Annotated in this window: 30 protein-coding genes, 1 tRNA gene and 1 pseudogene; 16 read left to right on the plus strand and 16 right to left on the minus strand. The window is 50.7% G+C overall.

Features of this window, described 5'->3' with window-relative positions; genetic code table 11:
• Positions 1-118: 118 nt before the first annotated feature.
• Positions 119-194: transfer RNA gene (locus OCV66_RS06400), tRNA-Pro, on the plus strand.
• Between the two features lie 74 nt (positions 195-268).
• The gene (locus tag OCV66_RS06405) at positions 269-889 is read left to right on the plus strand and encodes a GNAT family N-acetyltransferase (protein ID WP_207724440.1); all 621 of its coding nucleotides are present in this window, start codon (positions 269-271) and stop codon (positions 887-889) included.
• A gap of 71 nt (positions 890-960) precedes the next feature.
• Here the strand turns inward: OCV66_RS06405 and OCV66_RS06410 are convergent, their stop codons facing one another.
• From OCV66_RS06410 to OCV66_RS15610, 4 genes are all read right to left on the minus strand, one after another.
• Entirely contained in the window at positions 961-1,137 is a 177-nt protein-coding gene (locus OCV66_RS06410; RefSeq protein WP_186949590.1) for a hypothetical protein, read from the minus strand.
• A gap of 18 nt (positions 1,138-1,155) precedes the next feature.
• A complete protein-coding gene (locus OCV66_RS06415; protein ID WP_147573970.1) occupies positions 1,156-2,337 on the minus strand; it encodes an FtsK/SpoIIIE domain-containing protein in 1,182 nt (393 codons plus the stop codon).
• 393 nt (positions 2,338-2,730) lie between these two features.
• A complete protein-coding gene (locus OCV66_RS06420) occupies positions 2,731-3,417 on the minus strand; it encodes a viral replication protein (RefSeq protein ID WP_147573971.1) in 687 nt (228 codons plus the stop codon).
• 560 nt (positions 3,418-3,977) lie between these two features.
• Entirely contained in the window at positions 3,978-4,325 is a 348-nt protein-coding gene (locus OCV66_RS15610) for a helix-turn-helix domain-containing protein (RefSeq protein WP_054326876.1), read from the minus strand.
• 751 nt (positions 4,326-5,076) lie between these two features.
• On the opposite strand from OCV66_RS15610, the gene OCV66_RS06425 reads away from it, so the two are divergent.
• From OCV66_RS06425 to OCV66_RS06465, 9 genes are all read left to right on the plus strand, one after another.
• Positions 5,077-5,448 (plus strand): helix-turn-helix domain-containing protein, encoded by a 372-nt coding sequence (locus tag OCV66_RS06425; protein ID WP_054326878.1) that lies wholly within the window; start codon positions 5,077-5,079, stop codon positions 5,446-5,448.
• Positions 5,445-7,010, plus strand: coding sequence for a recombinase family protein (locus OCV66_RS06430; protein WP_082396970.1), 1,566 nt, complete (start codon positions 5,445-5,447; stop codon positions 7,008-7,010). Before OCV66_RS06425 ends, OCV66_RS06430 begins: the two co-directional genes overlap by 4 nt.
• Positions 7,011-7,424: 414 nt before the next feature.
• Positions 7,425-7,631 carry a hypothetical protein gene (locus tag OCV66_RS06435; protein WP_262564001.1) on the plus strand — a complete coding sequence of 69 codons (207 nt, stop codon included), beginning with the start codon at positions 7,425-7,427 and terminating at the stop codon, positions 7,629-7,631.
• A 96-nt stretch (positions 7,632-7,727) separates the two neighbouring features.
• Positions 7,728-8,138 (plus strand): peptide deformylase, encoded by a 411-nt coding sequence (locus OCV66_RS06440; RefSeq protein ID WP_054326879.1) that lies wholly within the window; start codon positions 7,728-7,730, stop codon positions 8,136-8,138.
• Between the two features lie 68 nt (positions 8,139-8,206).
• Positions 8,207-8,395 carry a metallophosphoesterase family protein gene (locus OCV66_RS15530; protein WP_316960656.1) on the plus strand — a complete coding sequence of 63 codons (189 nt, stop codon included), beginning with the start codon at positions 8,207-8,209 and terminating at the stop codon, positions 8,393-8,395.
• Positions 8,396-8,859: 464 nt separating this feature from the next.
• On the plus strand, positions 8,860-9,051 hold the full coding sequence (locus OCV66_RS06450; protein WP_174887847.1) for a hypothetical protein: 192 nt from the start codon (positions 8,860-8,862) through the stop codon (positions 9,049-9,051).
• 295 nt (positions 9,052-9,346) lie between these two features.
• On the plus strand, positions 9,347-10,333 hold the full coding sequence (locus tag OCV66_RS06455) for an alpha/beta hydrolase (protein WP_262564003.1): 987 nt from the start codon (positions 9,347-9,349) through the stop codon (positions 10,331-10,333).
• Between the two features lie 268 nt (positions 10,334-10,601).
• Positions 10,602-10,811 (plus strand): ATP-binding protein, encoded by a 210-nt coding sequence (locus tag OCV66_RS06460; protein ID WP_054326881.1) that lies wholly within the window; start codon positions 10,602-10,604, stop codon positions 10,809-10,811.
• Positions 10,808-11,389, plus strand: a complete 582-nt coding sequence (locus OCV66_RS06465) for a 4Fe-4S binding protein (RefSeq protein ID WP_054326882.1) — start codon at positions 10,808-10,810, stop codon at positions 11,387-11,389. Before OCV66_RS06460 ends, OCV66_RS06465 begins: the two co-directional genes overlap by 4 nt.
• Positions 11,390-11,572: 183 nt before the next feature.
• Here the strand turns inward: OCV66_RS06465 and OCV66_RS15615 are convergent.
• Positions 11,573-11,995, minus strand: a pseudogene (locus OCV66_RS15615) (tyrosine-type recombinase/integrase); the annotation flags it as partial.
• 76 nt (positions 11,996-12,071) lie between these two features.
• Between OCV66_RS15615 and OCV66_RS06475 the strand changes: the two are divergent.
• Positions 12,072-12,296: a recombinase family protein gene (locus OCV66_RS06475; RefSeq protein ID WP_147573972.1), complete on the plus strand. Its 225-nt coding sequence runs from the start codon at positions 12,072-12,074 to the stop codon at positions 12,294-12,296.
• A gap of 48 nt (positions 12,297-12,344) precedes the next feature.
• Here the strand turns inward: OCV66_RS06475 and OCV66_RS06480 are convergent, their stop codons facing one another.
• The 7 genes from OCV66_RS06480 to OCV66_RS06510 form a co-directional block, all read right to left on the minus strand.
• Entirely contained in the window at positions 12,345-14,021 is a 1,677-nt protein-coding gene (locus OCV66_RS06480) for a recombinase family protein (RefSeq protein ID WP_002569190.1), read from the minus strand.
• Positions 14,022-14,121: 100 nt separating this feature from the next.
• Positions 14,122-14,349, minus strand: coding sequence for a transposon-encoded TnpW family protein (locus OCV66_RS06485; RefSeq protein WP_004613661.1), 228 nt, complete (start codon positions 14,347-14,349; stop codon positions 14,122-14,124).
• 417 nt (positions 14,350-14,766) lie between these two features.
• Positions 14,767-15,027 (minus strand): helix-turn-helix domain-containing protein, encoded by a 261-nt coding sequence (locus tag OCV66_RS06490; RefSeq protein ID WP_002569189.1) that lies wholly within the window; start codon positions 15,025-15,027, stop codon positions 14,767-14,769.
• The gene (locus OCV66_RS06495) at positions 15,008-15,448 is read right to left on the minus strand and encodes an RNA polymerase sigma factor (protein WP_002569188.1); all 441 of its coding nucleotides are present in this window, start codon (positions 15,446-15,448) and stop codon (positions 15,008-15,010) included. The genes OCV66_RS06490 and OCV66_RS06495 overlap by 20 nt, the downstream gene beginning before the upstream one ends.
• A 101-nt stretch (positions 15,449-15,549) precedes the next feature.
• Entirely contained in the window at positions 15,550-15,735 is a 186-nt protein-coding gene (locus OCV66_RS06500; protein WP_009243795.1) for a hypothetical protein, read from the minus strand.
• A 250-nt stretch (positions 15,736-15,985) separates the two neighbouring features.
• The gene (gene rlmN, locus OCV66_RS06505; protein ID WP_002569187.1) at positions 15,986-16,975 is read right to left on the minus strand and encodes a 23S rRNA (adenine(2503)-C(2))-methyltransferase RlmN; all 990 of its coding nucleotides are present in this window, start codon (positions 16,973-16,975) and stop codon (positions 15,986-15,988) included.
• A 23-nt stretch (positions 16,976-16,998) separates the two neighbouring features.
• Positions 16,999-17,178: a cysteine-rich KTR domain-containing protein gene (locus tag OCV66_RS06510; RefSeq protein WP_002588768.1), complete on the minus strand. Its 180-nt coding sequence runs from the start codon at positions 17,176-17,178 to the stop codon at positions 16,999-17,001.
• Positions 17,179-17,562: 384 nt separating this feature from the next.
• Between OCV66_RS06510 and OCV66_RS06515 the strand changes: the two genes are divergently transcribed.
• From OCV66_RS06515 to OCV66_RS06530, 4 genes are all read left to right on the plus strand, one after another.
• Positions 17,563-17,916 carry a helix-turn-helix transcriptional regulator gene (locus OCV66_RS06515; protein WP_002569186.1) on the plus strand — a complete coding sequence of 118 codons (354 nt, stop codon included), beginning with the start codon at positions 17,563-17,565 and terminating at the stop codon, positions 17,914-17,916.
• A 267-nt stretch (positions 17,917-18,183) separates the two neighbouring features.
• Positions 18,184-18,513 (plus strand): plasmid mobilization protein, encoded by a 330-nt coding sequence (locus OCV66_RS06520; RefSeq protein WP_002569185.1) that lies wholly within the window; start codon positions 18,184-18,186, stop codon positions 18,511-18,513.
• Entirely contained in the window at positions 18,474-19,820 is a 1,347-nt protein-coding gene (locus tag OCV66_RS06525; protein WP_002569184.1) for a relaxase/mobilization nuclease domain-containing protein, read from the plus strand. The genes OCV66_RS06520 and OCV66_RS06525 overlap by 40 nt, the downstream gene beginning before the upstream one ends.
• 63 nt (positions 19,821-19,883) lie before the next feature.
• Positions 19,884-20,135 carry a helix-turn-helix domain-containing protein gene (locus tag OCV66_RS06530; protein WP_002569183.1) on the plus strand — a complete coding sequence of 84 codons (252 nt, stop codon included), beginning with the start codon at positions 19,884-19,886 and terminating at the stop codon, positions 20,133-20,135.
• Positions 20,136-20,312: 177 nt separating this feature from the next.
• Here the strand turns inward: OCV66_RS06530 and OCV66_RS06535 are convergent, their stop codons facing one another.
• The 4 genes from OCV66_RS06535 to OCV66_RS06550 all read right to left on the minus strand — a co-directional run bounded on the left by OCV66_RS06535 (position 20,313) and on the right by OCV66_RS06550 (position 22,505).
• A complete protein-coding gene (locus OCV66_RS06535) occupies positions 20,313-20,678 on the minus strand; it encodes a cysteine-rich VLP domain-containing protein (RefSeq protein WP_002569182.1) in 366 nt (121 codons plus the stop codon).
• On the minus strand, positions 20,675-20,881 hold the full coding sequence (locus tag OCV66_RS06540) for a transposon-transfer assisting family protein (protein ID WP_002569181.1): 207 nt from the start codon (positions 20,879-20,881) through the stop codon (positions 20,675-20,677). The genes OCV66_RS06535 and OCV66_RS06540 overlap by 4 nt, the downstream gene beginning before the upstream one ends.
• A 2-nt stretch (positions 20,882-20,883) precedes the next feature.
• Positions 20,884-21,444 carry a hypothetical protein gene (locus tag OCV66_RS06545; protein WP_456237154.1) on the minus strand — a complete coding sequence of 187 codons (561 nt, stop codon included), beginning with the start codon at positions 21,442-21,444 and terminating at the stop codon, positions 20,884-20,886.
• 98 nt (positions 21,445-21,542) lie between these two features.
• Complete coding sequence (locus tag OCV66_RS06550; RefSeq protein ID WP_456237155.1) at positions 21,543-22,505, minus strand: antirestriction protein ArdA; 963 nt, start codon at positions 22,503-22,505, stop codon at positions 21,543-21,545.
• Positions 22,506-22,570: the final 65 nt, after the last annotated feature.

Consider the following 22,570-nt stretch of genomic DNA (forward strand, 5'->3'; position numbering starts at 1 on the left):
ATCGAGGATAGGAAAGGGAAGAAACTCGTTTTTGCGCAAAGCGAAAGCTCTTGACAGGGAAGACCGATATTTGGTATACTTTTTATCAGAGTATCTTAGTATAACAGAATTTCACTATCCGGGTGTAGCGCAGTTGGTAGCGCGCTTGCTTTGGGAGCAAGATGCCGGGAGTTCGAGTCTCCCCACTCGGACCAAACAATGATAATCCGAACTACATTATCCAGGTGGGTAATGTGTTCGGATTTATCATTTCTATCGACAATGTAATATGACGAACAAGGGCGGGAGAAACATTCCTGCCCTTGTATTTTGCTTTCTCTATTGTTATCATACTTTTATTGAACAAATCGGAATTTGTGCAAGTGGAGTGGAATATAAAATAATATTAGATACCGAGCGTTTATTTCTAAGAGAAATGAAACAAAATGACTTTCAAGATTTAGCAGAAATTTTACAAAACCCCAGGGTTATGTATGCGTATGAGCATGATTTCTCAGATAATGATGTTCAAGCATGGCTTGACCGACAAATAGAACGATACAAAAAATATGGATTTGGTTTGTGGGCAGTGGTATTAAAAGATACCAATGAAATGATAGGACAAGCGGGGCTTACAATGCAGCCTTATAAAAATACGGAAGTACTTGAAATTGGCTATTTGCTTAAAGAAAAATTTTGGCATTATGGATACGCAAGAGAAGCGGCTATGGGGTGTAAGAAATATGCTTTTGAAAATTTGAATAGGGCTAAAGTATATTCAGTCATAAAATCAGATAATCTTGCTTCTATGAAAATAGCAGAAAGTATTGGTATAATTAAAGAAGATGAATTTATCACACAATATTATAACGGTGAAATGCTTCATTTCCTCTATTCTGTTCATAAATAATTTGATAACTTCCAATTTGTCGACGTGTTGAAGAACGGCGGGAGCATTTGTAACGATGCCCCCGCCTTTTGTTAGTCCTGTTTCACTTTGTCTTGTTCCTGTTGCGCTTTCCACTCGGCAAACTCCCGCTGTCCTTCCTCGCTCTCAAAAAACGCTTGTATCTTCGGAAGCAGGACACGGGCCAATGCGTCCACCTCATGGACGGGTATTCCCGTGCCGTGGTCGTTGATTTTCCGTTTCCTCGCCATAGGAGAGCCGCCCCCAGTCTATAGCCGCTCCTGGTCAAACAGGTAGGCTTGGAACACAGTCCCGTCCCCAGTAATGAAACGGCCCCTTGCGTCCTTGGGTATCTGTTCGGCGGCGCTGGTATTGTTCAGGATAATGCCGGACAATACGCTTTCGGCCCTGCCGCATACCCGGAAATCCATGTTGTTTCTGATCTGGCCGGGGATGATATTCGTGTCCGGGCGCTGGGTGGCAAGTATCAAGTGAATACCAAAGGCCCGCCCCAATCGGGCGAGAGTGGCAAGCCTGCCCTCGATCTGATTGAGCTTGTCTCTGTCCTCCTTGCTCCGGCCTGTCCTGTCCAGCAGTTCCGCCACCTCGTCACAGGCGAATACCAGCCGGGGAAGCCCCTCCCCCGTGGCCTCGTTAAATGCGTCCAGGTCTTTACACCCGGCTTCCTCCAGCCACCCCTTGCGGGCTTCCAGCACCGCCACAAGCTGGCCCAAGACATAAAGCAGGGTATCTTCCCGAAAACACATATGGCATTTCTGCCGCCAGACCTTGGGGAAGTCCACACCGCCCTTGAAATCGGCTATGTAGACCTCCGCCCCCTTGCGGAGCGCCTGCATGAGCAGGAGCTTTAACAGGACGCTCTTGCCGCTCCCCGTGGAGCCGCCCAGCAGGATATGGGGAATATTCGCAAGGTTGACCGACACAGGCCCAGTGAGGCTTTCCCCCAACACTAACACAAAGTTGTCCGGGGACAGGTATTTGTCTTTCCAGGGGAGCAGGGCAGGGAAATCGCTTTCAGCGGGAGCGGAATAGACACGGATGATTTTCCGCCCCTCTGCCCATGTCATTTTAGCTATGGTGATATTCAGGGCCGTTTCAATCCTGGCCCGCTTGTCCTCCCACTCCCCCATGGGTATGCCGCAGGGGTCGAACTCCCAGACCGTCAGCCGGGGGTTGTCTGTGTCCTGCCGCTTTGCTATGAGGGCAGGGGCCTCCCCCGCATGGTTGACAAGGCCCACTTTCTGCAAGCCCTCCTTTGCCGCTTTGCCGCCCCAGGGTGTCCCCAGGAGTACCAGGACGGCCAGGAGGCCGCCCACGGCGTAGAGGGGGAGCAGGAGGTTGATAACGGCCTCCAGGATGGGGGAAAACATACCGTAAGTGTCCAAGCCGAACAGATACGCCCGGAACAGCCAGACCAGCACAGCGCCCACCAGATAGGCCGCCAGCAACGCCCGTTTATGGGGGGGTGTCCCTGACCGCTTCCAGCCCTCTTTTCATGCGTTGGAGCAAGTGGCGGTTTTCCGTCCGCCTGTTGATGGTGTCTTTTTCATTTCTTGTCATAGGGAAATCCCCCCTTTCTTGTGAATGACCGTGGAGCCGTCCGGGAGGTACTCTACCACGACATGAATACGGCGGAGAAACGCCCGCCAGGTTTCCGGCCTGTCCCACTGTTCGCCCCAGTACTGCTTTTCCAGCGGGAGGTTAGAGGTGATATAAACCTTTGTGTAACAGGCCGTCTTGTCATTGTACCGGGCCGGGAGGGACAGAGGGTAAATATCCAGGTAGTTGAGCATATCTTCAATCGGTATCTGACCGCTGAACTCCTAGAACACAAGCACCTCCTGCCCGTGGTAGCCGTCAAAGGAAATGCCCTTTGAGGCCCGGTAGTTTGTCACCCGGTAAATGCTCCGGGGGTCATGGGTTTCGTAAATGCTCCTTGTCTTGCCCGCACCGCTGGCCCCGTAGAGATAGGACACCTCCAAGGGCCTGTTTTCCACGGCGTACTTTTCCGCCGTCAATACCTGCCGGAGCAGGTCAATGTCACGGACACGAAAGGCCATAGCCGGATTATCGTCTATGATTTCCGTGGTGGTTATGCCGTCCCGGATATTCTGGACAAGGCGGAACATCTCCGGGTGTTTCTCCGCCTGTTCCGGGGGTATCTCGCCCCATTCCTCGAAAGTCCCAGGCACCGAAGTTTCCGCCTTGTCCGTGTCCGCCCATCGGCCATCTTTCCGAATGTACGCCCGGTTGTCCTGTACTGTTCCGTATGCCTTTTCGATATGGGCCGTTGGAAAGCGGTTTTTGACGGTGGAGAGGCGCACAGGCGATGGCGCATAGAAAAACAAGTGCGTGTGATATGTCCCCGTTGACGCTATTTCATCACCCATGCAGTAATAGGCGGGAGAAAACAGCAACAGCAGTTTGGTGATAGCGGCGTGATCTAATCCGGCCTCCAATGGATTGTTGATTACTAGCGCCCATTTACGGGATTGGCTATTGTTGCCCATGTAAATCCTCCATTGTATTGCTACATGCTACAAGGTTCCCATAAGGGGTAATACTAGCCCCTTATGGGAACGGCGGCGCTGGTATTGCCGCCGGGGGATATTTTTCTTGGGGAAAAATCTCTTTCCCCGGCTGGCCTCACCAGCGCCGCCGGAGCATCAGGTTTTAGGATTTACCAAATGAATACCCGTGGCCTTTGCTCCCACCTGGGGCTGACCCTGGCTCCAATAGATAAATACCTCCAGGTTGTCAAAACGAACTTCGGCATAGCCGTCCGGGGCATCCATGAGCTTATCCCCGTCAATGCGTACATTGATTTTCTCCAGGCCCCTTTCCGGCAAGGCCACTGTGTAGCGGTAGCCGAGAATATGCTCTGTACGACGCCCCTCCCTATATTAGTAGGCCGGAGATACATCCACCAGCCACAACTTGTTTCCCAGGCTCTGGGACTTGATTTCCAAATCACTAAACTTAAACATAAAATACTCCTTTTCATGCGAGGGGGGCGGCTGGCCTGACCTCCGCCCTGGTTGATAAATCCACAAGACCTCGTGTGCTATTATCATACCAAGCCCCAGAGTACAAGTGAAGCGCAGATCTGCCACCTCACGGTGCAGATCTGCGCTCCTAATCGTTTTATTTCGTTTTGCAGAGTTCTTTTGCGACGGATAAGCGCCTCCGCCTCCTCAAGCAACTGTTCCGGGGAACGGTTTGCAGGGGGAGGCACCAGCGCATCAAGAGAAACGCCGAGGGCTTCGGCTATATGATACACCATGACTAGCCTTATACCCTCGTATGTTCCACTTTCATACCGCTTGATTGTGTCTGACGATGTACCAGCCCTTTCCGCAAGTTCTTCTTGCGTCAAGCCCTGGCCTAGACGAATACGCCTTATATTCCACCCGACCACTCCGGGAATGTCCCCAGGCGGGGGCGGAACAGTGTTTTCTTGTTTGGGTGCTGTCAAACGGGAGCGGTCAGCCCCGTTTTTCAGCAATTACAAATTACCTGTTAGTTGTTAATGGTTTCCGCCGCCGGAGGTGATGTATGCTGTGACTGGTATATGCGGAAACACGGAAAAAGTGCTTTCTGCATACGCACCACCTCCTTTGTGGAATGTCGAGATAGTATGTGCTTACGATACTACCCCCGACGACAGGCCCTACAAACGCATAAAACGATACTGAATACAAGTGAACTGTATTCACCTGTGCGGGAGGGCGCATGGTGTGACCCTCCCTGTTCCTATGCTTCTGTGCCGTTTAGAACGGCTGTCGCTGTTGTTCGCCGCACAAGGCGGCTTTCGCTTGGATGGTCTTTCTGGTTTACTGTTATTCATTCTAAACAATATGCCTTTCGGCTGGTTCGATAATAGAATACCACAGACACGCACTAAGGGCAACTATATATTGATGAATAAACTGTAAATAAATCTATATTTTGTAGTCTTTGCTTCGCCTGCCAGTAGCCCCGGCTGTGCCCCCTGTCAATGGTCAAGATAAACGGCCCATGTGCCGCCATTGACAGGGGGCGCAGCCGGGGCTTGTCGGTAATCAAGGGGTGTCAGCCGCAGGCTGGCTGACACCCGCAAAAATATTTTGAAAGTGTTATTTACAATTATCTCTGTTTGTGATATTTTAGATTTAATAGGAGGGATTTTTATGGAGCAGATTGGAAAACGTCTCCGGGCCTTGCGTGAGGGTGTCCGGCTGACACAGGTAAACATGGCGGAGATTTTAGGCGTACAGCAATCCAGGATAAACCGCTTTGAAACAGGCCGCTCCACGCCGCCCCCGGAGGTCTTTATCAAGTACGCCGACTATTTCAATGTGTCGATGGATTATCTCTATTGCCGCACAGACGAGCCACGGGGCAAACTGTACGACTACAAGCCCCAGGCCCTAAAGGACAAGACGGAGCAAAACCGGGAAATGAGGGCGTTTATTGAAATGTGCTTTGACCCGAAAGCGCCCGTCAACAAGCGTCTGAAAGAGGCGTTGTTCCGTATCATGGAGGAGGGAGAGCAGAAATGAAAGCCGTGATTTATGCCCGGTATTCCAGCGACAACCAGCGGGAGGAAAGCATAGAGGGCCAGCTTCGGGAGTGTACGGCCTACTGTAAGAAGAACGATATTACCATTTTACGGACATACATTGACAGGGCCATGTCTGCCAAGACTGACCACCGCCCGGACTTCCAGCGGATGATTAAAGACAGCGCCAAGGGCCTCTTTGATGTTATCATTGTTTGGAAACTTGACCGTTTCGCCCGCAACCGCTACGACAGCGCCCACTATAAAGCCCAGCTTCGGAAGTATGGCGTTAAGGTGTTATCCGCCACGGAGAACATTTCCGAGGGGCCGGAGGGCACTATCCTGGAAAGTATGCTGGAAGGTATGGCGGAATACTACTCCGCCGAGCTGTCCGAGAAAGTCATCAGGGGCCATACCGAAAACGCCTTGAAATGCAAGTACAACGGCGGCACGCCCACTTTTGGCTTTATCATCGACAAGGAGAAATGCTATCAGATCGACCCGCACACCGCCCCCGTGGTGCTGGAGAGCTTCACCCGGTATGCCGATGGAGCCACCATGAAAGAGGTCATGCAGTATCTTGTGGAAAGCGGGTTTACCACAGTGCGGGGCCGGAAAATCGACCTGAATTTTATTGCCCGTCTGCTGAAAAACCGGAAGTATATCGGGGAATACAGTTACCGCCATATTGTCACCCCCGGCGGTATTCCCGCTATCGTCCCGCAAGACCTTTTCGACAGGGTACAGCAGAGGCTTGAGGCAAACAGGAAAGCCCCGGCCCGTCATAAGGCCGAGGACGATTATCTTTTGACTACGAAACTCTTTTGCGGCACCTGCGGGGCTATGATGGTAGGCGAGAGCGACACCAGCGCCAGCAAGGGCCGGAAGTACCATTATTACCGCTGTGTGAATACCAAGAAGCACAAGACTTGCGCCGCCAGACACAAGAGCGTCCGCAAGATACCCCTGGAAAATGCCGTGGTAAATGCAGTTATGGCGAAAGTGATGAATGATAATTTTGTGGAGTATATAGCCGATAGGGTGTTGGAGATACAGGGCATGGAAAGCAGTGAACTTCCCTCCTTGCGCCAGCAGTTGGCGGAAACAGAGCGAGGCATAGAAAATATGCTGAACGCCATCCAGATGGGGATTATCAACCAATCCACGAAACAGCGCCTTGACGAGTTAGAGGAACGGAAAAAGGAAATCGAGTTGCATATCATCCAGGAGGAAATCAAAAAGCCTATGCTCTCCCGTGAAGATGTGACATTCTGGATTTGCCGTTTCCGAAAACTTGATGTGAGCAAGCTGGAAGAACGGCGGCGGTTGATTGACAGTTTTGTAAACTCCGTTACCATCTTTGACAATTACATTTTGATAACTTTCAACTACAAAGACGGCGAAACAAGGCTTGATTTTAAGGATATTGAAAGTTCGGATTTACAATCGGTCGTGGCCAAAAACCGTCTCAAAATCGATGTTTTGAGACGGTTTTTGGAACTTTTTGGACAACAATGTATCTGGTGTTTTATACAAACAGGATATCAAACGTGGTCAAATTAGTTTTGAGGATTCGTTCCGAAAAGAGGCAAAGGCAAACTGTACAATTTTTGAAATATGGGGTCATGACCATCCAATTTCGACTACCGCACACGTCTACGGCCCTATCTTTGAATCTTTCATCGCAAAATCTGATAGGACCATCGCGCGTCCCAGCCTCGTTCCTCCCGACCGAGCCTTGTATAATGGCAGTTGAAAGCAGTGAAATAAACGAGCAAGGAGCAGTGTCATACGGATCCTCATTCTGGGCAACAACTTTACCTTCACCAACAATATGCCGAAAATGCTGGCTGAACTGACCGGGGCGGAGGTGGTCCCCCACATCCGGGGCGGGCGCGGCTGTCGGAACAGCTGAGTCTCAACACCAAGCTGGGCAAACAGCCCCAGGTGGCGCTCCAAAAGGAGAAGTGGAACTATGTGATGCTCCAGGAGATGAGCCACGACCCCATCACCTCCCCCAAGAGTTTCTGCTCCAGTGTGGAGCAGCTTTGTCGGCAAAACGGGGCGGTGTCCATTCTGTTTGCCACCTGGGCCTACCAGAGGGGCGGAGCCAAGCTGGCGGCCAAGGGCTGGGCCTACGACGAGATGGCCCGAAAGCTGTCACAGGGCGGCGGGGGAAAATAACGCTCTGATTGCCGACGTAGGTTGGCGGTTTTATGAGTTGTCTGATACCTGGGACCTCTACGCCATCGTCATTCAGGCACACAAGGAGAACCAATTATGGCTCGAGAAATCTGCAAAGACGCAGCATTTCTGCCCCAGAAGGCGGTACCCGCCACGTCGGAGGACCTGCGGATGGCGGCTGAACTGCTTGAAACCCTGGAGCACCACAAAGACGGCTGCGTGGGTATGGCGGCCAACATGATCGGCGTGAACAAGCGGATTATCACCTTTGACAACGAGGGGACCTATACGGTCATGTTCAATCCGGAAATCATCAAAAAGTCAGGGCCTTATCAGGCAGAGGAGGGCCGCATTTCCCTCACCGGCACCCACTCAGCCCAGCGGTGGAGTGCCATCAAGGTGCGCTGGCAAAACGAGAAGTTTCAAGAGCGGCTGAAAACCTTCACCGGCTGGACAGCCCAGATCATCCAGCATGAGATCGACCACTGCGAGGGCATCATCATTTAAGTAAGGGGGCGCAGCCTGTGAACATTGCCATTCTCTCTGACACCCACGGCCTGTTGCGGCCGGAAGTGATGGGATGCCTGAAGACCGCCGACGCCATCCTCCACGCTGGGGACATCAACCGGCAGGAAATCGTGGACCAGCTTCGGCAGTACGCACCGTTGTACGCCGTCCGAGGCAACAACGACAAGGGGGGCGGAAGACCTACCCCACACCCTCACTGTCACCCTTGGCGGGGTGTCTTTTTACATGGTGCATAACAAAAAAAGAGGTCACGGCAGAGCTCCCCAGTATCGACGCGGTGGTGTTCGGCCACTCTCATAAGTATTTCCAGGAGGAGAAGGACAGCCGCCTCTGGCTGTACCCCCCGGCTCCTGTGGTCTCCGGCGGTTCCATCAGGAGATCACCATGATGATGGCGGAGGCGGAGAACGGGATCTTTCAGGTGGAGAAGATCACCACTCCCCACGAGGCGACATGATGGTGCTGGGGCTGACCTTTCCCCTCCAGCGGTTTTTGAAGCGGAGACCGCCCTCCCTATGGCGCCGAGCTGGACAGGAGGTCCTGCTGGGACCTCCTATCATCACTCTGCGAGGAAACCGTGTCTCCTAGCCGTCCACTGCCACAGCCGGTACACTTCGTCCACTATGATGTGACGCCCCTCCCCAGCCTGTTCCGGAGGGTGTTCTGGACGCCTCACCGTCGCCGGAGTTTCTCAGGAGCTGGTGGCGGACTATTTGGATCGGGCAGGGACGGTCGAGGTGATCCGAACCCATGGGCGCAGGGAGGTGGCTTTTCTCAACCGGGTCTGGGAGGATATGCTGGCATTGGATCTGTGTATGGACACGGAGCGGCAGGCCCAGCCCCCTGCTGGACCACGCCGCCAACACCCGCCCAAGCCGGTGCGTGGGCTTTGATGGCCTAGGGGCCAGGCACCGAACTGTTGGAGGGGAAGTGAGCGCAATGGAACAATCAACGGAAAAACCCTGCCACAAGAAGTGGAAAATCGCTGCTGGCATTTTTCTGTCGGTGCTGGTCCTGGCGGCGGGTGGCTTTTTCTGGTATGTGTCCGATTACTACAGGGCAGGGGACGTGGCCCTGGAGGTACTGGCCAGCGGAGATCATCTGGAGGTTTGGGACGACCTGACCAGCCTCTTCCCGTCCTCCTTCACGGATACCGCAATCATCTTCTACCCCAGTGCCAAGGTGGAGATGCCCTTCTACATGGCCATCTTCGATGTAAACGCGGCGGCGGAGGTGATGGAAGCGTTCCCTGATATCTCCCACTGGCACATCGCCGGACACTCCATGGCCTCTCAATTCGTTTCGGAGCCCCCAGACGAAGTGGACGGTCTGATCTTACTGGGGGACTACCTCTACGGCGACTATCCGCCTGCCAATACCCTCACCGTCTACGGCACTCTGAACCAGAACGTGGAGGGCCAGATCGACTACACGGAAAATGTGGGCTTCCGGGGGAGAAGGGGCAGCCCACCGCTTTCTTCCCTGGAGCCAGTGTCCATTCCCATGGACGCTCCTCTGGACCTGAAAGCAGGGGAATGTTCCTGCACGGAAACCCACATGAGCGGCCATGTTCGCGTGACTGCGGAGGAGGCCGCCGACCATCTGGAGTGGATGGGCGACGCCGGAGAGAGGGAGTGGGACTTGGACATCCGCAAGCTGGCGGCCTACCACATGGGCTACGGGGCCTCCAAATTTTTCCGCACCCTCAACGCTTTTGAGCTGTTTTGGCACGCCGAGGGGATGAAGACCGCTTTCTCCGGCTGGGTACACCTCAACGGGGAGGAGTACATCGTCCGACCGGAGGATTGCTTCGACGATGCCGACAAGAACTGGGGCGGGGACTTCACCTTCCCCTGGGTGTGGCTGTCCTCTAACGATCTGGTGAGCAATGTTACCGGCAAGCGGCTCGCCAACAGCGTGTTCGAGGTGGGCGGCGGCAATCCCAAGGCCTTCGGCATCGCCCTAGGCCAGAAGCTGCTGGGCCAGTTCTACTACGAGGGCCAGGACTATGAATTCAATTTTAGCAAATTCTGGACTGGCAGCCGCACCTTCTTTGACTGCCGGGAGACGGATGCGGAAATCCATTGGAAGGTAGTCCAGACTACCTTCAGGGCCAAGATGGAGGTGGAGATCTCCTGCCCCAAGGCGGAAAAACTCCTCATCAACTACGAGTAGACGGCTATAAACGCCACACCCGACTGTGGAACTGCGGCAACGGTTCCGGCACTGTGCGGCTGTATGAGAGGAAGAGGGGGTGATGGACGACGTCCACACGGAGCATGTGGGCTGTGAGTACGGGGAATATCCCAAAGTTTTCCTGACAGCCTGTTTTTTGAAGCAGATGTGACGGATCGATACAGCAGACTTCACCTACTGTGATTTTATCACCGAGAAGATCATAAATTTGCGGTATGATAGAAAAACAACAGTAAGGAGGTATTCCATGGTTGCTGGAAAGAAGCGGCGCAGAGCCGTTGTGGATCAATCGTCCTGCGTGGCCTGCGGCTGCTGTATAAAGGTTTGTCCCCTGCAGGCGATTGAGATTGTCAGGGGTGTCATGGCTCAGGTCAACGGGGACAAATGCGTGGGCTGCGGTAAGTGTGCCAAGGAATGCCCCGCCAGCGTGATCGAGATCCGGGAGGTGGAGGCATGAAAATGCACTGGTATGATTATCTCTGGATCGCCTCCATCACCTATCTTGTGCTGGGCTTTTTCAACATCCTGTTTGCTTGGCTGGGATTGCTGTGCTTCTTCATTCCCCTCGTGATCTCTGTGGTTAGTGGGACAAAGGGCTATTGTAACCGCTATTGCGGCCGAGGTCAGCTGTTTGGGCTGTTGGGCGGACGCTTTGGCCTGTCACGGAAGAAGGACATCCCCAAATGGATGAAGAGCAAGGCCTTCCGATACGGCTTTCTGATTTTTTTCTTCGCAATGTTCTTCCTAATGCTGTGGAACACCTATCTGGTATTTGCCGGAGCGCAGGACCTGAGGCAGGTGGTCACGCTGTTGTGGACCTTTAAGCTCCCCTGGCACTGGGCTTACCACGGTACTCTCTTTCACCCCGGCGTGGCGCAGTTTGCTTTCGGTTTTTACAGCGTTATGCTGACCTCTACCGTCCTGGGCCTCATCACCATGGTGCTGTTCAAGCCCCGCAGCTGGTGTGTCTACTGTCCCATGGGCACCATGACACAGCTGATCTGTAAGGTAAAAGAGAGATCCGTTTTGCCTTGATACAATATGCAAAAGGGCCTGTTTGCTTTACGCCGTCTGCCCTGGCATCCCCCAGATCATTTCATACCATTTTGCCGCCGTATGCGTCGGGGTGGAACTTCATTTACATCCAGATCTTCTTCTGGATTTTGGTGAGCTTATCCGGCGGGGGGATGCCCGGCATCCGATCCCGCCGGGCCTGCCGCGCCGCGTTCATCTGCTGAATCAGCACTTTCAGCTTCGCCTCACACTCCTCCCGTGGGTGGGCGTAGACGCATTTGGATTGCTTGGTGCCGTCCGGCCAGGTGGGGGGGAGTAGCGGCCTTCGAACAGGTGGTCGTTGATCTGGGTGATGTGCCCGGTGCCGGGCGTCCAGGTCTTGCTCAGCACCGGCTGGAAGTCTTTGGCTGCGCTCTGTTCCGACTGAGCGGATTCCTCCCGTACTTCGTTGCCCAGCCCCCGGCCGATCTTGGTCGCCGTCTCGCTCTGCATATCCCCGGTGACATGGGTATAGATGTTCAGGGTAGTGGCCGCCGATACATGGCCCAGCATGGCGGAGAGGGGCTTCACATCCATGCCGCTCTCTAAGGGCAAGGTGGAAAAGGTGTGACTAAGCTCGTGGAAGCGGAAAATGACATATGGTATGATATTGTCAGAGGCTACGGTTTGCGCCGTAGTCTTTTTCGTCGAAAGGGGCATTTTTATGGCACGAAAAAGCAGAAAATATCAACACGCAGAAATTGTTAAAACTTCTATCACCAAAGCAGTAGGCTATGTTCGACTTTCAGTTGCAAATCAAGAAGAATCCAGTTCTATCCAAAATCAGAAATTCATTATCGAACGCTGGGGCGATCAGCATCAGATTCCTATATCGCATTACTATATTGATAACGGTTTCAGCGGCAAACAGTTTGTTGAGGTAAGATAACGATACCTTTTTTGCAGAGGGTGTTATCTTACCTCTTTTTGATGTATGTTAGATAGCATAACTCTTTACGTCGGCTCCTATCTGTCTGAAATAGGAGATACTTTCGGTAGGCTTGTCACCTGTATCAACTCTGCCGACAAAGCTATAAAAGATTTCGATTTTGCGGGTGTTCGTTTCCTTATCCAGTTCGTGAATAAGAATACGGTCAATAAATTCATGGACGTTTTCGTAGGTCAGTTCTTCAATCGCTGTGTATCTGCGTACCAGTGCGACAAACCTTTTTACGTCCGCGCTGCGCTCGGTGGCGTTGTCGATTTCCTGTGACAGCTCCGCAATCCTCCGGGTCAGCGTCTTTTTTTCTTCATCATAGCCGGAAGTCAGAAAAGCAAATTGTTCATCTGAAAGTTTCCCTAAAGCGTTGTCCTCGTAGAGCTTGCGGAATAAGATGTTCAGCTCGTTAATACGGTTCTGCGCCTTGTCAAGCTCTTTCCGCTGCTGTGTCAGCGTCTTTTGTACTGCCTTTGCGCTGCACTCGTTGGCTGTTTCGATAAACTCCTGTTCATGCTCTTTCACATAAGACGTTACTCGCTGCAAGTCTGCAAGGACAAGTTCTTTCAATACGCTTTTGCGGATATAATGCGTAGTGCAGAGCATATCATTTCTTGCCCGGTTGCGGTAGTTGCCGCAAGTGTAGGCGTGTTTCCGTTCAAGCGTCCCGGCTCCGCGTACTGCATACATTTTGTAGCCGCAGTCCCCGCAAAAGAGCAGCCCGGAAAACAGGTCAATTTCATCAACCTTTGTCGGGCGTTGCCGGGTGGCAATCCGCTTCTGTGCAAGTTCAAAGGTTTCTTCATCAATCAAAGGTTCGTGAGTGTTGGGGAAGAAATACCTTTTTTCCTCCGGGTTCTTTTTCGTCTTTTTCGACTTATAAGATACCTTGTAGGTTTTCCCGGTTATGGTATGCCCTAAATATTCTTTCCTTGTCAGAATGTCGTACAGCGTCTTATCCGGCCAGTTGTACCATGCGTTGAGCTGTGGGCGGGGGTGGCGTTTGCTCCCTGTCCTGCGGTAGCGCAGTTCCCCGACGGTCAGTATTTCATTGTCCCGCAGCCAGTTCTGGATTTCACACATACGGTCGCCCCGTACATACATTGCAAAAATCTGTTTTACGACGTGCGCCGTTTCCGGGTCGGGTATCAGATGATTGCGGTTATCCGGGTCGATAAGGTAGCCGTAAGGAGCTTCGCCGTTGACGCGCTCGCCTTTCTGCGCCTTTGCCTGTTTGACAGCCCGGATTTTCTTTGAGGTGTCGCGGGCGTAAAACTCGTTGAACCAGTTCCGCAGAGGGGTAAACTCGTTATCTTCCCTTGCTGTGTCTACACCGTCGTTAATGGCAATGTAGCGCACTTCATATTCGGGAAAGACAATCTCTATCAGCTCCCCGGTTTTCAGATAATTACGTCCCAGACGGGAAAGGTCTTTTGTTATGACGGTCGCCACGTTCCCGGCTTCAACCTCATGCAGCATGGCTTGAAGCCCCTCACGCTCAAAGCTCACGCCGGAAAATCCGTCGTCTACGAAAAAGCGCGTGTTGAAAAAGTGGTGTTCGTCAGCATACTTTTGTAAAATCAGTTTTTGGTTCTGTATGCTCTCGCTTTCCCCGGCTTGCATATCTTCCTGGCTCAATCTGCAATATAAAGCGGTAATCTTGTCTGTCTGTAACATTTTGTCCTCCTTTCCGACGACAGACAAGCATGGTATTTGTACTGTCTATATTATACCACATACCGCTGCCTGTGTCATGTATAAAATGTGAAGAAACGCCCTATTTCCGGGCGTTTGCGGGGTTCAGTTCCATGTCTTTGCGAATGAGTTTTTTTATCTTTTTATCCAGTGTGTCCGTTGCGCGTTCACTTGCGGACGAACATACAAGGTAAGTAACTTTTCCTATTTTATGCTCCGTTGTGGTAACGGGCGTTTGGTTTTGCGTCAAAGAAAATCCCCCTTTCTTTCGCAAACATATAATATAGTCTATGAATAGCAGCAAGTCCACTATTCAATAAAACAAAGGCTTTAATCGGACGGTTATTAGCATAACCTCATGGGAATTTCACCCCGGCATGGTTCTCATGCCGCCCTACCCATTGCCTGCGACGCTCTTAACGCTCGGACTGTGGCTGTAAGGAAGTATCATTGTATATTCTGCGTGTCGTCGCCCGCAAGCCGCTACACTTGCTTTCCGGCGCGGTGTTGGTCGCTCGGCTGTCCGGGCGGGGATAACCTCACCCGGATAGCGTCATGGCGCACCCGCCGTATGGCTCGGCGCAAAAGGAACGTATCCGATTTGCCCTATGCTGCGCCGCCGTTATCTTGCGCCGCTTTCTTTGTCAAGGTTCAGAATGGCTTTGCTGCCGCGTCAGCAGCGGAACGGAAAAGGGGGAGAGAGAAAGCGTCCCGCCGCCGCTGCGGTTTATTCCTCTGCCTTAAAGGTGAGGACAGCCATCATCAGTTTTGCTTGCAGCCGTTCCCGAATGTCGTGGTCTACGCCAAAATAGACGTTCCCGCGCTCGTCGTACAGCTTCCGCATGGAGAGGCGGGCTATGTAGCCGCTGAAATGCTGCAAGACAATCTTCATGGCGTCCGGGTCGCCCTTTGTCGCTGCCACAATGACAGGATAAGGAACAAGGGCATTTTCCGGGTAGCCGGGTTCGTTACCATTCGTCCCATTCATCAGCATTTTCCTCCAGATATTTTCTTAATTTCTCAAAAGAGCTTGTCCGCCTGTACTGTATCGTGCTTCTCGACGTGTTGAACAGCTCCGCAATCTCGGTATCGTTCATTCCCTCGAAGTAATACAGCAATATGGCTTTGCGCTTTTCTTCCGGCAAAGTACGGATTGCTTCAAGAAGCAGCTTTGGCGTGATTTTCTTCCCGGCTTTCTCAAAGACGGTTTCGGCGGCTTCACGTTTGAAATATTCATCAAACGTATGAAGCTGCCGCGCTTCGTCTAAGGTCATGTCGGAAAAGGTCACTTCCTTTGCCTTGTGTCTGCGAAGTTCTCTATGGGTGTCGCAAGCTTCATTGTGCAATACCGTATTACAAAACTTCTGAAAAGCACACTGTTTGTAAAACTCCCTGCTATTAGGTTCCACATTCTCACCTCCTTTCTCGTTGGAAAGTTGGTGGTGCTTCCCCCCTTTTCGCGGGGCAATACGGCGTTTTTCAAAAACGCCGAAGATTTTTTGAAATTTCTTCAAAAATTTTTTGAACGTACAAAATGCGCCCGTCCGAAAAGCCCGGACGGGCGCATAGGCATTGTAAGCAGTATCCAGATGATTAGACAGTTCATATATATAAGCGTAGTTTCCCCCGGTGGTGGGCGGGCTTTTTTTGATAAGTCAATAACTGTCGGATTTTGTCGATATGCTTTTTGCTTCATGGCGGCTACCTCCTTTAGCCGCCGATTTCAACAGTGATACCGCGTCATTTCATTAGAAGATAAAAAGAAACGGCGGCTTTGATTTTTCAAAGCTGCTGCGGAAATCAAAGAACGACAAGCAACAGTTCTGATTTTGCTCCAATATGGTTATTAGGGGCACAAATTAAAATCAAAAAAGAGCCGATAACAGCAGTATTTCAAACTGCATATTATCGGCTCTGCGTCTGTGCGTCTGGCTCTTTTAATTAAATTATTTCTGTTGTTTTTTGGCTTTATTATATGTATTAGCTAACTGTCCACAAGCTGCTTTAATCTCTCTACCATGAGAAACTCTCATGGTAACTTCAAGTCCTGTTTGCTCTAATTGATGTTTGAACGCAACCATTTCTTGTTTTTGTGGTGCTCTAATTTTTGAATTACTCGTCGGGTTGTATTGCAGCACGTTAATCATAACATTTTTGCCCTTAAACCATTTTGCAAGTTGCCTTATATCTGAGGAACGGTCATTTATACCTGGTAAAAGCAAATACGCAAATACCACTTTTCGATTATGCCTTTGAGAATAGGACAATGCTTGCTTAACAACATCTTCAATAGCGTACATGTGCATATGAGGAATGATACAGTTTCTCGCAGCCTGTGTTGCTGCATGTAAAGATATTGTCAACTGAATTTTTAGATGTTCTTCGCGCAATTTTTTTAATTGATTAACTGGACCAACTGTTGATACGGTAATGCCGTCGGTTGGAAAGTTAAGTCCATTTCTATCTCGAAGAATATGGATTGCTGCAATCAAGTTGTCGTAATTGAATAAAGGTTCTCCCATTCCCATAAAAACGATACGATTTACTTTTTGACGTATCAATACAACCTGCTGCACAATTTCAGACGGTGTTAGATTACGAACAAAACCATTGCGTCCGGACTCACAAAAAATACAGCCAACAGAACAACCAACTTGCGTACTTACGCAAACAGTCCCACCATCTCGCCGTTTAATAAAAACCGTTTCAATATACCTGTTATCTTTCAATTCATAAACATACTTTTCAGTATCGCTACTTTTATAGACTTTTTTTGTTGATATTGATAGATTTTCTTTGTGAAATGGCTGTTTATACAATTCCGTATATAAGGCTCTTGCTTTATCCTCTCCAATTACTTCCGACATTTCTTTGTAAGTAAATCCGTATGGGTCATTCAATATTTCCGTAGGTGTACTTTTAGGTAAGTGTTTCATTTAAATATCCTTCCTTTTCAAAATTAAAAAGTTTGTTTTTCAGAGTTTTTGATTATGATTTCTAGTTTTTCAACATCAACGATATGCGTTAATTTACATTTAGGGCAGAAAAGAGGAAAATTTCTTAATACCGTATTATAAAATACTTGAACCCTCGTCTTTCCGTTACAAATTGGACATTTTATCCAATATTTTTCAAGCATAATATTTCTCCTTTTGCGCAAAAAAATGCAGGTCAATTCTCAACATGAGCATTGACCTGCATTTATACATATAATACTACAACAAAATTAAGGCATAGTTTTTATACTATGTCTATACGTCGTTAGTTTTGTTGTATAGCATACGCAAAATAAGCATGACAAAAAAGCCCATATTGAAAATGGGAAAAATCTTTTTTGATTTCAATGCTTATCGAATACGCATGCTATGTAACATAAACATTCCCCCCCTTTTATATAATATTATATACAAAAGCAGCTTGTTGTCAACATATATATATATGAATTATTTTGGCTAACTGATAGAACTACGTAGACATATCCAAGAAGAAAGGGGAACAGTAAAATGTAATAGGGTGAATAACTATGGCAAAAAGACCAGTACCACGATACGACTTTAAGGCTTTTGGGGCAGCGATAAAGGCAGCGCGTGAGGGATGCAAGGAGAGCCGCAAGAAAGTAGGCGACGAAATGTTTATCTCGCCGCGCTACCTTGCGAACATTGAGAACAAGGGGCAGCACCCAAGTTTACAGATATTCTTTGAGCTGATACAGCGTTACCATATATCCGTAGACCAATTCCTTTTAGAAACGCCGCCGGAGAAGAACACGCAGCGGCGGCAGCTTGACGCGCTTCTTGACGGTATGAGCGATACAGGCATACGGATTGTAACCGCAACGGCAAAGGAGATTTCCGAAGTCGAAAAAGAGGGCGAATAGGAATGTCCGACTTAAAACTGAACAGGATTTAGAAAGCGTTGTAATCTTTTTTGAGGTTGCAGCGTTTTTCTTTTGCGTAAGTTTGGCAAAATCGCTTTTTCTCCGTAGTAGGTGATAAGAGCCTAAAGGATAAAAACATTCGTAGCAAGCATAGGAAGCGGGTACCACTTCCGTATTTTCGCCCTCCCGCGCTGCGGCGCGTCGGTTGAAAATTGCTTGTTGGGAAGTGTCCCAAACCCTCGGAACGGAAAGGAAAGGAGCGAACACATGGACGGACGCAAAAGGACAGTGCAAATCAAATTCAGAGTGACGGAAGCGGAACGGGATTTAATACTGGAAAAAATGAAGCTCGTACCCACCCGGAACATGGCGGCGTATCTGCGGAAGATTGCCATTGACGGGTATATCATTCAGATAGACCACGCCGATATAAAGGCTATGACCGCAGAGATACAGAAAATCGGTGTCAACGTCAACCAGATAGCACGCCGCGTAAACGCGACGGGGAACGCATACCAAGAGGACATAGAGGAAATAAAGGGGGTGCTTGCGGAGATATGGCGGTTACAAAGATTAAGCCTATTAAAAGCACTCTAAGCAAAGCCCTTGACTATATCGAAAACCCGGACAAGACGGACGGGAAAATGCTTGTGTCCTCTTTCGGTTGCTCCTATGAAACGGCAGATATTGAGTTTGAATATACCCTGTCGCAAGCACTCCAAAAGGGGAACAATTTAGCCTTTCATCTGATACAGTCCTTTGAGCCGGGGGAAGTCGATTATCAGAAAGCCCATGAAATCGGAAAGCAGCTTGCCGACGCGGTAACAAAGGGGCAGCATGAGTATGTACTCACGACGCACATTGACAAAGGACACGTCCATAACCATATCATTTTTTGCGCGGTGAACTTTGTAGACCACCATAAATACAATTCCAACAAAAGGAGCTATTACGGCATACGGAACATGAGCGACAAGCTGTGCCGGGAAAATGGCTTGTCCGTTGTCGTCCCCGGCAAGGGCAGCAAGGGAAAGAGCTATGCGGAGTACCAGGCAGAAAAGACGGGTACAAGTTGGAAAGGCAAGCTGAAAACCACTGTTGACGCGCTTATCCCCCAAGTTTCCAGTTTTGAGGAATTGCTAACGCGGTTACAGGCGGCGGGCTATGAGATAAAGCCGGGGAAATATGTATCATGCCGCGCCCCCGGACAGGAACGCTTCACCCGCCTTAAAACCCTCGGCGCAGACTATACAGAGGAAGCCGTAAGGGAACGGATAGCGGGCAGACGGACAAAGGTGGCGAAAGCTCCCAGAGAGCAGCGCGGCGTGTCGCTGCTTATCGACATTGAGAACAGTATCAAGGCAGCGCAGAGTAAGGGCTATGAACAGTGGGCGAAAATCCACAATCTGAAACAGGCAGCTAAAACAATGAATTTCTTGACGGAACATAAGATTGAGCAGTACGCGGATTTAGTCAGCCGGATTGAGGAAATGGCAGCGGAAAGCGGACAGGCGGCAGACGCATTGAAGAACGCCGAAAAGCGGCTTGCGGAAATGGCGGTGCTTATCAAGAATGTTTCCACCTATCAAAAGACAAAGCCTGTCTATGACGCATACCGCAAGGCAAGGAACAGGGAGAAGTACCGCGCCGGACAGGAACAGGCAATTATCCTCCATGAAGCCGCCGTAAGGTCACTGAAAGCGGCGGGCATTGCGAAGCTCCCGAACCTCGCCGCGCTGCAATCGGAGTATGAAGCCCTCCAAGCGCAGAAAGAAGCCCTTTACGCCGACTATGGAAAATTGAAAAAGAAAGTCCGGGAATATGATATTATCAAGCAGAACATTGACAGCATTTTACAGGCAGACAGACAGCCGGAACGGGAAAAGGAAACAGAACGCGGATAAGGATAGCAAAATCCCCGCCGCTGTGCTATGATAGGGCTATCAAAAAGCAGAGGAGCGTTGAGCATGGAAAACCAGAAAATGCCGGAATATGAAACCATACGCGCCGCCGTTGCCGGGGAGAAATGGGCGGTGGAGAAAGTCGTGGATTGCTACAAGGACGAAATCGACAGGCTATCGACGGTAGCGGTCAGACAGCCAGACGGAAGCACGAAACAGGAAATCAACGAAGATATGCGCCAGTCTATCACAAAGAAGCTGATAGAAGCCCTCCCGCAGTTCCCGCTTGAAGAAATGGAAAAGGGAAATGTCAGATAGGCAAAAAAAGAACAGGGCGCGGAAGCCAGTATATGACTTCCGCGCCCTGTCTTTTTATGGGTGCTGTTTTCGTGAATGTTACGCAGTAGAACGCCATTTTCGGGGGTAAAGGTATAAAGTATCGCCTATCCGATTTTCACGCCCGGAAAGCCCTGTAAATCAAGGGATTTTCCGCACCTACTGCGTAACAGGGGTGCGTCTTTTCCTCATGCGCTCGGCAGCTTGTCTGCGGGTGATACGCTTCCGGCAGACGGGGCAGTATTTGACACTGTTAGAGGTTGACGCAAAGAACGCGCCGCACTCGGTACACTTCTTCTTGTCCCCTGTCTGGTAAAGCTCCGCATAGAGTAGCCTGTCGGCGGGAAGCACCGCAGCCCGGAACCACTTGCAGAGAAGCGAATAGGAAATGAGCTGCGGACAAACGCACTCGTCCCCGTCGTCCAGTAAGATACAGTTCCCGTTATCATAATTGCAGCACGTCCGGCGCACAAGGGCGTTGACTTTCCGGCTCTGGGGCGGCGTCAGCCGCTTAACCCCGTTCATACTTCATCAGCGGCGTAAATGGGAAGCTCTGCAAATTCCGCTTCGGTCAAAGCGTCCACTTTGGAAAGGGTGCGCTTTGCAAGCTCCCGCATATCCGCGTCCATGTAGGGCAGCGCGGCGTTGACATTCTCAATCAAAGCCCGCTTGCCGCCCTCGTTGTAAATGCTCAAAAGGTTTGTTTCTTCAACAGTCAGTCTAATCATGCTCATACCTCCATATCGTGATTTTTTGTTTTTGCCGCCGCCTTTTTCGGGGCGGTCTTTGCCTTGTCTGCTTTAAGCTGCGCCCGGATAGAGGGGCGGGGCTTCCTTATCTTCCTGTCCCGGTTCTCCCCCTTGTCAATCAGCGCATACGTCCCATGTCTGCCCTCGATTTTGGAAAAGGCAAGGGTCTTGTAGGGCAGCATGGAGAAAAGGCGGTCAGTGTCCTTTGTGGCTGCAAGCTGCATGAACGCCGGGGAAAGCTCTACCATGAAATGGGTCTTGTTGGGGCTGTTCGGCGTGTCGTGCCGCTTCATTTCCCGTACAATGCGCCGCGCTTCCGTTTCAATCAGCCCGTCCCGCAATGCGGCGATATGCGCCTTGAAATCCCCCGGCGGAAGCTGCTCCCGGCTGCGCCGTTCTTCCTGTAAGAGCGATTGCAGCGCGTCCGGGTCGTTGGGTACGGCTTCAAAGCGTTCAAACTTTCCAAGCTCATAATCGGGATTGCCGTTGAAAAACTGTCCGGCGGGTATCTCCCGTTCCCCATGCTCATAAATCAGCTTCACCGTATCGGCGGGCAGCTCCTTTTCCTTGACGCGCTCATAATGTTTAGCGTAGTCCAGTTCGTACAGATTGCCCTTGATTTTCCCGCGCTCCGTCCCCGTTAGCTCGATTGCATAACGGAAAGCGGCAAGTCAAAGGGGCAGTCCTCCGTAGAAGAATACCCGTTGATGAAAAAATCCTGCGGATTGTCTGCGGTAATGCCGACGCTTTCCATAGCCGCATGAAGCTGCTCTGTTGTGGTCGGCATGGGAAGCCACACGCCGCCCGGTTTGCCTGTTTCAAAGCGGCTGCGGCTGTCGATAAGAATTGAAAACTGCTCGTTTATGGTTTCACGCTCCTTTCTCTGTTCGGTGTCCTGTGGCGGCTCTGCTGTGGTGGGGGCTGCTTTTTCAGCGGTAGGCTGCGCCCGTTCCTCGCCCTCGATAGCATAGCCCGGTAAAAGCTGCCCGTTTACTTTGAAATGCTCTGCATACTCTGGCGGGATAGGCGGCGATACCTCGGTGAATAAATGCTGATAGGCTTTGATACGCCCATTCAGATATTTTTCCATAGCTGCCTTGTCTGCAAAGACTTTCCTTTCCTGTCCGGCGATTTTTGCCTGTCCGTAATTGTGGGGGCTGTTGGTGTAAATACTCCATGAAAGCGTCCACGAATAGGGAATGGATTTCTCTTTTTCCCTGTCATACCGGGTATTCTCGGATATGTGGTAGCGCATTTGGTAGACGCGGTTGCTGATGTGCTTCCCGTAGTCCGTAGCTTCCCACTGGTTCGCGGTATGCGTAGCTTCGGGTGTCCTCACATACTCAATGGCTTTGTCAATGGCAAGGGTCTTTCCCGCCTGTTCGTCCCATGCCGCCGCCTGTTCTTGCAAGGCTTCAAAAGCTGCCTGTTCAGCCGCCGCGTATTCTTCCCGCAATGCCTGTAACTGTTCTAAGGGCAGGGCGGTAAGCCCGGAAAGGTCAGCGGTCTGTTCCTCAAAATAAATATTTCGCTCTATCCGCATACTGTCAGCCGGGTCTAACTTGTCACGCTCAAACATGGAGTAACCTTTTTTCTTTTCCATTCATTCGCTCCTTTCTGAAATGGCGGCGCACCGCCGCGCTTTTGGGGTTCGCCCCGTACTACGGT

The organism is Agathobaculum ammoniilyticum (assembly GCF_025567315.1).
GTDB classification, from domain to species: domain Bacteria; phylum Bacillota; class Clostridia; order Oscillospirales; family Butyricicoccaceae; genus Agathobaculum; species Agathobaculum ammoniilyticum.